The sequence below is a fragment of the Aquaspirillum soli genome (assembly GCF_054781915.1).
Map to the genome: position 1 here is coordinate 29,678 of NZ_BAAGTM010000001.1, position 12,121 is coordinate 41,798.

A 12,121-nucleotide genomic window follows, 5' to 3' on the forward strand; every position below is an offset into this window, starting at 1 on the left:
AGCGCATAACATCGCGGGCTTTTCGACTTGTTTGGTGTGCTGACGCCCCCTCACTGTGGGGGCGTCTTTTTGCCCCTTGCAGCTTTATTCCCCATTAGGATGTGACCCAATCGCCATGCCTGCCAATCTGCTCATTGTCGAATCGCCCTCTAAAGCGAAGACCCTGAAAAAATATCTGGGGCCAGACTTCGAGATTCTGGCTTCTTATGGCCATATCCGTGATTTAGTGCCAAAAAATGGCGCAGTAGATCCGGATAAAGATTTCGCCATGAAGTACCAGATCATCGCTAAAAACAGTAAACACGTTGACGCGATTGCTGCTGCTGTGTGTGAGGCACAGCATATTTATCTTGCGACTGACCCCGACCGCGAGGGGGAGGCGATTTCTTGGCATTTGCTAGAAATTCTCAAGAATAAAAAGCTTTTAAAAGATAAAACCGCGCAGCGTGTGGTGTTCCACGAGATTACAAAAAATGCGGTGCTCGATGCCGTAGCCAATCCGCGACAGATTTCGCTCGATTTGGTCAACGCACAACAAGCGCGCCGTGCCCTAGATTATTTAGTGGGTTTCAATTTATCGCCCTTGCTGTGGAAAAAAATTCGCCGTGGTTTGTCCGCCGGTCGGGTACAAAGCCCTGCTTTGCGGCTGATTTGTGAACGCGAAACGGAAATCCGCAGCTTTGTGACACAAGAATATTGGTCAATCCACCTTGATAGCCACAAAGGCCGCAGTAAATTCTGTGCCCGTTTGACACAGTTCCAAGGCGCAAAACTCGAACAGTTCTCTATCACCAACGAAGATCAACAACAGGCAATTGTTTCGGCGTTGGCGCAGCATACTGCGGCTCAGGTGATTGCTGTTGAGAAGAAAAAGAAAACGCGCAAGGCCGCGCCGCCTTTTACCACGTCAACTTTGCAACAAGAGGCGGTGCGTAAGTTATCGATGACCACCGACCGCACCATGCGGACAGCACAACAGCTGTATGAAGGGGTGGATGTTGGGCAAGGCACGGTGGGTTTAATTACCTATATGCGGACTGACTCGGTGGCGTTGGCTAACGAGGCTGTGGCGGAGATTCGTCACTATATCGGTGAACATTTCGCAGCAGATTATTTACCCAAAGCGGCGGTGACTTTTACAAATAAGGCGAAGAACGCACAAGAAGCCCATGAAGCCATCCGCCCGACGTCGATCTTCCGTACGCCTGAACAGGTCAAACCATTTTTAACTGCCGATCAATTCAAACTGTATGAAATGGTATGGAAACGGACGGTAGCCTGTCAGATGGCCCCAGCGAAGTATGACACCACGGCGGTGGATATTGCCGTTGGTGAAGGGGTATTCCGCGCTAATGGGCAAGTGTTGGTTTTCCCGGGGTTTATCGCGGTGTATCAAGAAGGTCTTGATGATGCTGACGATGACGGCGAAGCGAAATTGCCGGTGTTGGAAGTCGGTGATGCGCTGCCTGTCGATAAAATCGAAGGTGAGCAACACTTTACTCAACCCCCGCCGCGTTTTTCCGAAGCGAGTTTGGTGAAGGCGTTGGAAGAATTTGGTATTGGCCGTCCTTCAACTTATGCCTCTATTATCAAGACGTTAAAAGATCGTGAGTATGTCACGCTCGATAAAAAGCGTTTTGTCCCGACTGATACTGGCGAGGTGGTCAATAAATTTTTGACTGAGCATTTTCAGCAATATGTTGATTATGACTTCACGGCGAAGTTAGAAAACCAACTAGACGATGTTTCCACTGGTAAACGGCAGTGGGTGCCGGTGTTGGAGGGGTTCTGGAAAGGTTTTCATAAGCAGTTGCAAGAAAAAGAAGGGCTTTCACGCGCTGAGGTGACAACGGAATTGTTGGACGAGGCATGTCCAAAATGTAGCAAACCGTTGAATATCCGTTTTGGTAAGCGTGGTCGTTTTATTGGTTGTACGGGCTATCCTGAATGTGACTACACCCGCAATTTAGGTGAAACCGCTGAAGAGGCCGCTGCCGCTGTGCCAGAGACGCCACAGGTGATTGAGGGGCGTGATTGTCCGGCGTGTGGTGGGCAGTTGGTGGTGAAAACGGGGCGGTATGGGAAGTTTATTGGCTGTGCCAATTATCCGAAGTGTAAGCATATCGAGCCGTTGGAAAAGCCGCGTGATACGGGGGTGGTGTGTCCGGTCTGTAAAGAGGGGCATTTGATCGAGCGGAAGAGCCGTTATGGTAAGTTGTTCTATTCGTGTAATACCTATCCGAAGTGTAATTACGCAACGTGGAACCCGCCGATTGCTGAAACGTGTCCGCAGTGTCAATGGCCGGTGTTGACGGTGAAAACGACGAAGCGGCGTGGTACGGAAAAGGTGTGTCCGCAGAAGGAATGTGGTTATAGCATCCCCGCCCCCGAACTCGCACCGCCAGCGGTGCCAGAGGCTGAGACAGATAGTTAAGTGGGAAATTGACTTAAAAAATTAGAAAACGGCTCCTCTGATGAGGGGCCGTTTTTTTGGATATGCTTGTCTTGCTGCTGAGATGTGGCTAGAAAATCACCAACAAACCCCACATTGCCGCCAAATTCACCAACCCCAACAACTGCGCTGCGCTGCCGAGGTCTTTCGCACGTTTAGCGAGAGGATGACGAGCGAGGGATGTGTGATCGACGGCGGCTTCAATCGCTGAATTAAACAACTCAATCACTAATGTTGCCAAAGAACTGGCCACCAAAATCGCCCGACTTACCCTCGTGATATCCGGCCACCACAACGCCAATGGAATCAACAGCAAGGCCAGCAAAGTCAGTTGCCGAAAAGCATCTTCATGCCGCCATGCCGCTGCCAGCCCTTCAATCGAATAGCCCAAAGCATGCCAAACCCGTTTGATACCAGACTTGCCCTTGAATGGGCTTTCCTCCGGCGCTGGTGTGCTCACGCTGCGGCCTGCTGATGTTGCTGCACAGCCCGTTCCACCGCATCAATAAACAAACTGGCGACCGGACAACCAGTTTGCTGCATGATCTCGCGGAAACACGTTGGACTGGTCACGTTAATTTCCGTCAAACGATCACCAATGATATCCAACCCCACCAATAACAAACCACGCTCACGCAACACCGGCCCTAATGCCTTGGCAATGGCGCGGTCGGCATCAGACAATGGCCGTGCTTCCCCTCGGCCGCCTGCGGCTAAATTACCGCGCGTTTCCCCCTCTTTCGGAATCCGCGCCAAACAATAATCCACCGGCACCCCATCAATTAACAACACCCGCTTATCCCCCTCAGTGATAGCAGGGATATAGCGTTGTGCCATGATGGTGCGGGTTTGTTGGCGTGTCATCAGCTCTAAAATCACCGATAAATTAGGGTCGTGGTCGGTAACACGGAAAATACTATCGCCGCCCATGCTATCTAATGGCTTCAAAATCACATCTTGATGCGTCAAGATAAAATCGCGTAACACCTGATATTGTGAGCTAATGGTGGTCGGTGAAATCCATTCTGGAAATTCTAAAATTGCCAGTTTTTCATTGTGATCGCGCAAGGCTTGGCCGCTGTTGATACACAATGCCCCTTGCTTTTCTGCCAATGTCATCAAATGCGTAGCGTACAAATATTCGCTATCAAACGGCGGATCTTTACGCATAATCACTGCGTCAAATGCCGTTAAAGCGGTTGTCTCTGGCTCGCCTTGTTGAAACCACGCATGAGGATCCCCCGTCAGAAACAACTGACCTGCGGTTGCATACACCTTGCCATCTTCCACCGTTAAATCAGCAGCGGTGAGGTAAGAAATTTGATGGCGGCGTTGGGCAGCCTCTTCGATCATGGCAAAGGTGCTGTCTTTGTAGATTTTCAAATGATCGAGTGGATCGGCAATAAAAGCAAAGTGCATCATGATTCCTTAGGCGGCAGTCGGTGCGGTGCGTTCAAGTTCGAGTGCCCCAGCTAACAGGGCAAGACGTGCCACAACACCATAGGCATATAAACGGTTTGTTGAGTCTTCTGGGCCACAAGTCCGGTCGGGCAAACATGCGCCATCGAAACTCATCGGCGAGAAGTGCATACCGGGGGCATTCAGGTTCTCATCGCGGCCACGTCCCGTATGTACACGATAGAACCCACCGACCACATGGCGATCCATCATATAAATCACTGGTTCGGCAACGGCTTCACCCACGGTTTCAAAGGTATACACCCCTTCTTGCACAATCACTTCGCTGACTTGTTGCCCTTCTTTAATCACCGACATTTTATTGCGTTGCTTGCGGTTGAGGCCGCGCACATCATCAGGACTTTTGGCAGTCATCACACCCATGCCATACGTCCCTGCATCGGCTTTCACAATCACAAACGGTGCCACATCAATTTCATATTCACGGTATTTGCTGCCAATCCGCTGCAGAATGTCGGAGACAGTATCGGCTAATTCATCTTCGCCTTGTCGCTCGTGAAAATCGAGCGCACGACAACCGGCAAAATAAGGATTGATTAACCACGGATCGAGATCGAGTAAGTTGGCAAACTCGGTAGCCACTTGGTCGAAAGCACTGAAATGCTGCGTTTTACGGCGCACGGCCCAACCACCGTGAAGCGGTGGTAAGAGAGTTTGTTTAATGCCTTGTAACAGATCAGGGATGCCGGCGGATAAGTCGTTATTCAGTAAAACAATACATGGATCAAAGCCATCATCACCGACGGTAACCCGATCTCCCTCGCGGCGTAGCGGTTCGAGGGTCAGTTGTACGCCATCGCCCGCATCCAGTTGGGTGATCTCATTGATATCTGGCGACAAACTACCTAAACGCACCTGTAACCCAGCCGTTTCTAGAATATGCCGTAAGGCGGCGATATTTTTCAGGTAGAAAGTGTTGCGGGTATGGTTTTCTGGAATCAGCAATATACTTTTGGCACGGGGGCAGGCGTGTTCAACGGCGCTGGCAACGGCTTGTACCGCCAACGGCAACGCATCGGGATTGAGGTTATTAAAACCACCGGGGAATAAATTCATATCCACCGGTGCCAGTTTGAACCCACTATTGCGTAGATCAACTGAACCATAGAACGGGGCTTGATGGTTGCTCCATTGATTACGGAACCAGTGTTCAATTTGTGGTTGGGCAGCAAGAAAACGCCGCTCTAGTTCCAATAACGGGCCGGTCAAGTGGGTTGCTAGCGAAGGTACGGGCATACTCTTTCCCTATTGTTTGGGATTCAAAGGCTCATCTATGGCGGTGCCTCGCCGCATTTTCAATCGAAACACGACGATTTCATCCGGAATTTAGGTAGGGCATACCGTCTGATGGGCCGGTGGCAAGGCCGGTTCAGCATACGCGCTCTGCCAACGTTGTAACACCTCTGGTAAGTGACAACGATGATTTTGTCCCCCTTGGTGTTCAATCTTGATGGCGCCGAGTACGCTGGCAAATTGCAAAATACTCAACCATGACCACCCTTGGTGTAAACCATACAACACGCCTGCGCGGAAAGCATCTCCACAACCAGTGGGGTCAATCGCTTGGCTGATGGGGGCGGCGGCGACATGCAGGGTGGTGTGATCGGCAAGATAGACGTCACTGCCGCCAGCCCCTTGTGTAATCACTACCGCTTGCAGTTGGCCTTGCCCTGCTAGGGTATGGGCAGCGTGTCCGGTGCGTTCAGTAAATAGCTCGGCTTCATATTGATTTAAGGTCAGCACATGAGCCAGTTTGGCACAGTGTAAAAGCTCTTCCCCACTCAATAATGGTAACTCTTGGCCGGGGTCGAAAATAAAAGGAATCTGTGCCGCAGCGAGTTGAGGCGGAAAGGCAATATCCCCTGCTCGTCCCGTCGGGGCAACAATCGCCCATTTCACCGCCTCGCGTACTTCACTAATCTGATTTTGATCGGCAAAGTTCATTGCACCGGGATGAAAAGCAGTGATTTGGTTACCGTCTTGATCGCTATTGATAAAACATTGTGCAGTGTAGTGCGCTGGCAAGACACGGATATAATCGGTCCGTATCCCTTGTTGGTTCAGATAGTCGTGATAGCTGGCAAAATCTTTACCGACTGTCGCCATCAATAAAGGCTGGGCTCCTAGTTGGTGTAAGGTATAGGCAATATTGCCACCACAGCCGCCGAACTCTCGCCGCAATTCTGGTGTCACAAAGCACACCGAAAGTCGGTGCAAATGGTCGCTTAAGAGATGTTGGTGAAAATGACCGGGATAATGCAGTAGGGTATCGTAAGCCACCGAGCCACAGACCAAGATCGACATTGCTGTTGCCTTTACATCAGAAAAAGAGCAAACATTCTAAGCGCATCAGTCGGCGATCACCATGCAACAAGCACAAAAAGGATGAAAATATGGCATTGTTTAGCCGCCGCCATTTGATGATGGCCGCATTGATTGCTGCTTGCAGTCCCCTCTCTGCGTGGGCAGGTTCAGCACTCGATCAGGCGCGTTTTCCTGATGTGAATGGCAAACTACAGTCGGTTGAAAATTGGCGTGGGAAAGTGGTGGTGGTCAATTTTTGGGCGACATGGTGTGCCCCTTGCCGCGAAGAAATGCCGATGTTAAACACCTTTTCACAACGGTTTGGCCCACATGGTGTCGCGGTAGTGGGGATTGCTCTGGATCAGAAAATCCCCGTTAAAAATTTCGCCCAACAATTTTCTATTACCTATCCACTGTTGGTGGCGGATAACAGTGCTTTGGAGTTGATGCGGACGATTGGCAATAAAATCGGCGCTTTGCCTTTTACCGTGGTGCTAGACCGTGATGGCAATATCACGGCCCGTCTGACCGGTAAAATCACCGAACAAAACCTACTAGATGCCGTTAAACCGCGTCTCTAAACGGTTTAGGCCATTTTAGGTTCTACGGTGGTATGCGTAGGGGTCGTTTGGTTGCCACAGACGGCGGCCAAACTGGCACGAGTGGCATGATAAAGATGAGTGATGTCTGCCTCAGTGGTGCAATAAGGCGGCATAAAGTACACCGTTTTCCCAATGGGTCGCACCAAACATTCGTGTTTTAACATCTCACGGAAAAAAGCGAGGGCAAAATCATTGCGTTCGCAGACCACATCAAACGCCCAAATCATCCCACAGTGGCGGAAATGTGTGACCCACGGTAAATCACACAAGCCTTGTAATTGCTGGGTGAAAGCCTCGGCTTTCTGCTTATTGCACTGCAATACTTGATCTTGTTCAAAAATATCGAGCACCGCCAGCGCCGCCGCACAAGCCAAAGGATTCCCCGTGTAGCTGTGTGAATGTAAAAAGCCGCGTGTGACATCTGGATCATAAAAAGCGTGATAGACCGCATCGGTGGTGAGCACGACAGATAACGGCAAATAGCCGCCGGTAATCCCTTTTGATAAACATAGAAAATCAGGTGTGATCTCGGCGTGTTGGTGGGCAAAGAAGCGACCGGTACGGCCAAAGCCAACGGCGATTTCATCTGCAATCAATAACACGTCGTAACGATCGCACAGCTCGCGGATACGCCGTAAATAATGTGGGTGATACATTGCCATGCCGGCCGCCCCTTGGACTAAGGGCTCGACGATCATGGCGGCAATCTGTTGATGTTGTGTGGCGAAGCACTGCTCTACTGCCTGTGCGGCGTGTTCGGCGAGTTGCTCTGCATTGATGTCTGTGCTGGCGTGTCGGTTATCCGGACACGGTACCGATAGACCTTCAAGTAACAGCGGGGCGTAGGTTTGACGAAATAAGGGAATATCCGTCACTGCCAGTGCACCAACGGTTTCACCGTGATAGCTGTTTTCGAGATGCACAAAACGCGTTTTCTCTGGTTGTCCTTGATTGCGCCAATAATGAAAGCTCATTTTCAAGGCAATTTCTGTTGCCGAAGCGCCATCCGATCCATAAAAAGCATGGCCCAGCCCAGATAACGCACCAAGACGTTCTGACAGTTCAACCACCGGCCGATGGGTAAACCCTGCCAGCATCACATGTTCCAGTTGATCCATCTGGCGGCTGATGGCGGCTTTGATGCGTGGCTCATTATGACCAAATAAATTAACCCACCATGAACTGACGGCGTCTAAATAACGAGCGCCTTGTTCACCATATAACCAACTGCCTTCCCCACGAATAATAGGGACAATCGGTAGGGTTTCGTGACGTTGCATTTGGGTGCAAGGGTGCCAAACTGCTGCGCGGCTGCGTGCTAATAAATCCTGAGAGGGCGACATCGGGCGACTTCCATAAAAAACAGGCCCACGAGGGGCCTGTTGTCAGTGTGCGAAAACAAGTATTAAGCGATGACGATTTCGTTGTGATTTTGTAGCATCGCGCTACGCATTTTTTGTAGGGCTTTCGCTTCAATTTGACGGATACGTTCTGCCGACACATTGAACTCAGCAGCCAAATCATGCAGGGTTAAGCCACCATCGTCAGCTAACCAACGTGCTTCAATAATGCGGCGACTCCGTGCGTCGAGGCTTTCTAACGCTTCGTGAATCCCTTCTTTTTGTAAGCGGTCGAAGGCTTTGCGTTCAATTTGATGGGTGGGTTCGTTGTCGTGGTCGGCAAGCCAATCGATAGGCGAAAACGCATCATCATCGTCGTTGTCTGCGACCAAACCGATGTCTTGCCCGCTCATGCGGGTTTCCATCTCGCGTACTTCTTCGGGTTTCACGCCTAAAGCCAAAGCAATATCTTGTGCTTCGCTATCGCTGAGTGCGCTAAAGCCACGTTTCATCGAGCGCAGGTTAAAAAACAACTTACGCTGTGGTTTGGTGGTGGCGATACGCACTAAGCGCCAGTTACGCAAGATAAATTCGTGAATTTCCGCTTTAATCCAGTGCACTGCAAAAGAAAATAGCCGCACACCACGGGTGGGTTCAAAGCGTTTGACCGCCTTCATCAAGCCAATGTTGCCTTCTTGAATCAAGTCTGCCTGTTGTAAGCCATAACCAGAATAGCCGCGTGCAATCGACACCACGACTCGCAGGTGTGACATCACCAGTTCGCGGGCAGCGTCAATGTCCTGATGTTCTTGATGACGGGTTGCCAATTCAAGTTCACGTTCTGGGGTCAGCATCGGGATGCTGTTCACCGCTGCGATATAGCTCTCCAGACTGCCGTTGCTGGATGGAATTGGTAATGCGAATGCTTTGCTCATCTTTCGCTTTCCTTTCCGGAAGATGTCTTCTTTGTTTTTATTCTAGCACTCGTCTATGGAGAGTGCTAGAAATAGACTAGTTTTTTAGTCAAGTATTTTTTTATCGCAACTATAGTGTTTCTCTATCAAAACTGACTTAAAGCAGCGATCGAATGTGACCATTGTTTAACCACTATATTAACCTTGTCTTAAATACGGTTGGCATCAGCGTGGTTCCAGTTTGCGCAATAAGCGCGTGCATGTCCATGCTGCAGTTAAACAAGAGAGGCCAATGATACTGACAACCAACAAGGCGCTTTCTTCCAAATTTAGGCTGTGTAGTTCCGCTTGGCTATGATAGAGCGCGGCAAAATCAGCAATCAAAGGATTGAGTGTCGCGATAAAGGCTTGAGCCAATCCCCATCCTAATGCCGCAGCAATCCCCCCTTGCCACACTGCCAAATAGAGAAAAGGCCGCCGGATAAAGGGATTGGGAGCACCGATCAATTTTGATACTTCAATCGCATCACGGTGTGCCAAGATCTGCATACGAATCATATTATGGGTGACCAACAGTAAGGTCACTGCCAAGCTTGCACCTAACACCAAGGTGAAATGTTGTAGCACAGCCAAAATTTGTGCCAATTTGCGCGCCCAACCGGCATCAAATTGGGTATTTTCGACCAGCGGTAAGTGACTGAGTTCCACCGCCAACTGTTCCATCTGTTCTGGCGTCAGTTCTTTTGGGCGGATGATAAAAGCATCTGGTAGGGGATTACCGCCGAGGGCTTGGCCGATGTCTTGTAGATTTTGTTTTTCTAGTAAGACTTTCAGCGCCTGTTCACGGCTGATAAATTCATAGTCGGCGATTAACTTATGCTGGCGCAAATGTTCATCCACCACGACAACATCAGTCCGTTCGGCATTCAGCTCCATAAAGACGGTAATTTCGGGCTTAACGGTCAACCCTTGGCTCCATTGTTGGGCGCTGCTGACCAAGAGATACAGACAAACCGGCAGTGCCACGGCCAATCCCAACATCGCCAGTCCTAATAAACTGCTTAAGGGTTGCTGGAGTAGTGTGCGGAGTGCTTGGCTTGCTGCCCGCAGGTGTAAATAAAAAAAGCGTTGCATACACACCCTAGCCTAGTTTGCCTTGAGAAAGCCGAATAGTGCGTTGGCCATATTCGCGCATCAATATTTCATCGTGGGCTGAGATCACAATCGTGACGCCAACCTGATGGAAGGATTTAAACAACTCCATAATATCCTGTGCATAAGCGCGGTCGAGATTGCCGGTGGGTTCGTCGGCTAACAAAATGGCGGGTCGATGGACGACGGCGCGGGCAATACAAAGGCGCTGTTGTTCACCACCGGATAAGCGCACCGGATTCATTTTCTCTTTATTAAGCAAGCCCACCTTGTCTAGCGCGGCACGAACACGCTTGGCGGCTTCTCGGCGATCAAAACCAATAATTTCTAATGGCAACAGCACATTTTCATGCACAGTGCGGTCGAACAGAATTTTATGATCTTGAAAAATCAAACCAATGTGTTGCCGTAGATAGGCCAGTTCGGTGGGGTGCATCTTAGAAAGATTTTGCCCATTCACTGTCACTGTCCCACGGTTGGCACGTTCAATGCCAGCAATCAATTTCAACAAGGTGGATTTGCCGGCCCCTGAATGGCCGGCAAGAAACACCATCTCACCCTTGTCGATTTGAAAGGTCAATTGGTTAAGAGCTTCAATCCCGCCAGGATACACTTTGCTGACTTCAGAAAATTGAATCATCGGGTTGGGTGAGGGGGCGCTGGTCATGGTTAGCTTTGCTTAATCGAATAACGCATCGATATAGTCACGGGCATGGAAAGGACGTAAATCGTCTAAGGTCTCACCAACACCAATAAAGCGCAGTGGCACGGGGCGTTCGCGAGCAATGGCCGCAATCACGCCCCCTTTTGCTGTACCGTCCAATTTAGTCAAAATTAGACCGGTTAAGCCCAAGGCATCATCGAAGGCTTTCACTTGTGTGAGGGCATTCTGTCCGGTATTGGCATCTAATACCAATAAGGCTTCATGTGGTGCACCGGGGAGTGCTTTGTCAATGACACGTTTGACCTTTTTGATTTCTTCCATCAAATGTAACTGGGTGGGCAACCGTCCTGCTGTATCCACCAAGACAATATCGATTTTGCGGGCAATGGCAGATTGAATGGCATCAAAACAGACGGCAGCGGCATCCCCTTTTTCCTGAGAAATCACGGTCACATTATTACGTGCACCCCATTCAGCCAGTTGCTCGCGTGCTGCTGCGCGGAAAGTATCCCCTGCGGCGAGCAAGACAGATAAACCCTGACCTTGGAAATATTTGGCCAATTTACCAATCGAGGTGGTTTTACCTGCACCGTTTACCCCCGCCATCAGGATAATAAAAGGACGATGTTGATCGGTTTGTAACGGTTTTTCCAACGGCAAAATCAGTTCATGTAGGGCATCTTTCAGCGCACCTTTTAATTCACTGGCGTCTTTGAGGCCTTTTAAGGAAACACGCTCACGCACTTCTTTTAATAAGTGTGTGGTAGCAGGGACGCCCATATCAGCGGTTAATAAGACTGTTTCGAGTTCTTCGTACAAGTCTTCGTCGATTTTGCCCCCACCGAACAACCCCGCCAGCGATTTACCTAGCTTATCGCGTGTCTTGGCAAGGCCACTTTTCAGCCGCTCTGTCCATGACAATTTACGAGAAGCTGGCGCCTCTGCTGCTACAGGCGGTGGTGGTGGGGTGACGGTGACGGGAACCTTTGTCTCGATAACAGGCTCGGATACCACCACAGGTTCGATTGATTCGGCAGGGGGGGCTGTTGGTGTGGTGGGCTCGGTGCTAACAACGGGCTCAACAACTGGCGGTTTTTTCTTTTTGAAGAAACTAAACATGAGAGAATTGATAAACCATCTGCGAAATAAAAACAGGTGACATTACAACAGTCAGTCAGCGCAATTGGCACAAGGGTGTTGACTGTCATCGTGGT

11 protein-coding genes are annotated in these 12,121 nt (G+C 50.0%); 2 read left to right on the plus strand and 9 right to left on the minus strand.

What is annotated here, in order from left to right; all coding sequences use genetic code 11:
- Nucleotides 1-115: 115 nt before the first annotated feature.
- Nucleotides 116-2,434, plus strand: a complete 2,319-nt coding sequence (topA, locus tag ACYVJG_RS00165; RefSeq protein WP_460429267.1) for a type I DNA topoisomerase — start codon at nucleotides 116-118, stop codon at nucleotides 2,432-2,434.
- A gap of 88 nt (nucleotides 2,435-2,522) precedes the next feature.
- Here the strand turns inward: topA and ACYVJG_RS00170 are convergent, their stop codons facing one another.
- The 4 genes from ACYVJG_RS00170 to ACYVJG_RS00185 form a co-directional block, all read right to left on the minus strand.
- Complete coding sequence (locus ACYVJG_RS00170) at nucleotides 2,523-2,912, minus strand: diacylglycerol kinase (protein ID WP_022653834.1); 390 nt, start codon at nucleotides 2,910-2,912, stop codon at nucleotides 2,523-2,525.
- Nucleotides 2,909-3,871, minus strand: a complete 963-nt coding sequence (gshB, locus tag ACYVJG_RS00175) for a glutathione synthase (RefSeq protein WP_460429535.1) — start codon at nucleotides 3,869-3,871, stop codon at nucleotides 2,909-2,911. Before gshB ends, ACYVJG_RS00170 begins: the two co-directional genes overlap by 4 nt.
- Nucleotides 3,872-3,880: 9 nt before the next feature.
- Nucleotides 3,881-5,167: a glutamate--cysteine ligase gene (gene gshA, locus ACYVJG_RS00180; protein WP_460429268.1), complete on the minus strand. Its 1,287-nt coding sequence runs from the start codon at nucleotides 5,165-5,167 to the stop codon at nucleotides 3,881-3,883.
- 90 nt (nucleotides 5,168-5,257) lie between these two features.
- Nucleotides 5,258-6,235, minus strand: a complete 978-nt coding sequence (locus ACYVJG_RS00185; RefSeq protein WP_460429269.1) for a carbohydrate kinase family protein — start codon at nucleotides 6,233-6,235, stop codon at nucleotides 5,258-5,260.
- A gap of 89 nt (nucleotides 6,236-6,324) precedes the next feature.
- Here ACYVJG_RS00185 and ACYVJG_RS00190 point away from each other — a divergent pair, with 89 nt between their 5' ends.
- The gene (locus ACYVJG_RS00190) at nucleotides 6,325-6,816 is read left to right on the plus strand and encodes a TlpA family protein disulfide reductase (RefSeq protein ID WP_460429270.1); all 492 of its coding nucleotides are present in this window, start codon (nucleotides 6,325-6,327) and stop codon (nucleotides 6,814-6,816) included.
- A gap of 5 nt (nucleotides 6,817-6,821) precedes the next feature.
- On the opposite strand, the gene bioA is transcribed toward ACYVJG_RS00190, so the two are convergent.
- The 5 genes from bioA to ftsY form a co-directional block, all read right to left on the minus strand.
- Nucleotides 6,822-8,180 carry an adenosylmethionine--8-amino-7-oxononanoate transaminase gene (gene bioA / locus ACYVJG_RS00195; protein ID WP_460429271.1) on the minus strand — a complete coding sequence of 453 codons (1,359 nt, stop codon included), beginning with the start codon at nucleotides 8,178-8,180 and terminating at the stop codon, nucleotides 6,822-6,824.
- A 62-nt stretch (nucleotides 8,181-8,242) separates the two neighbouring features.
- Nucleotides 8,243-9,112, minus strand: a complete 870-nt coding sequence (gene rpoH, locus ACYVJG_RS00200; RefSeq protein ID WP_460429272.1) for an RNA polymerase sigma factor RpoH — start codon at nucleotides 9,110-9,112, stop codon at nucleotides 8,243-8,245.
- A gap of 204 nt (nucleotides 9,113-9,316) precedes the next feature.
- Nucleotides 9,317-10,225: a cell division protein FtsX gene (locus tag ACYVJG_RS00205; RefSeq protein ID WP_022654598.1), complete on the minus strand. Its 909-nt coding sequence runs from the start codon at nucleotides 10,223-10,225 to the stop codon at nucleotides 9,317-9,319.
- Between the two features lie 7 nt (nucleotides 10,226-10,232).
- Nucleotides 10,233-10,883 (minus strand): cell division ATP-binding protein FtsE, encoded by a 651-nt coding sequence (ftsE, locus tag ACYVJG_RS00210; protein WP_027405420.1) that lies wholly within the window; start codon nucleotides 10,881-10,883, stop codon nucleotides 10,233-10,235.
- A gap of 39 nt (nucleotides 10,884-10,922) precedes the next feature.
- A complete protein-coding gene (gene ftsY, locus ACYVJG_RS00215) occupies nucleotides 10,923-12,026 on the minus strand; it encodes a signal recognition particle-docking protein FtsY (RefSeq protein WP_460429273.1) in 1,104 nt (367 codons plus the stop codon).
- Between the last annotated feature and the right edge of the window lie 95 nt (nucleotides 12,027-12,121).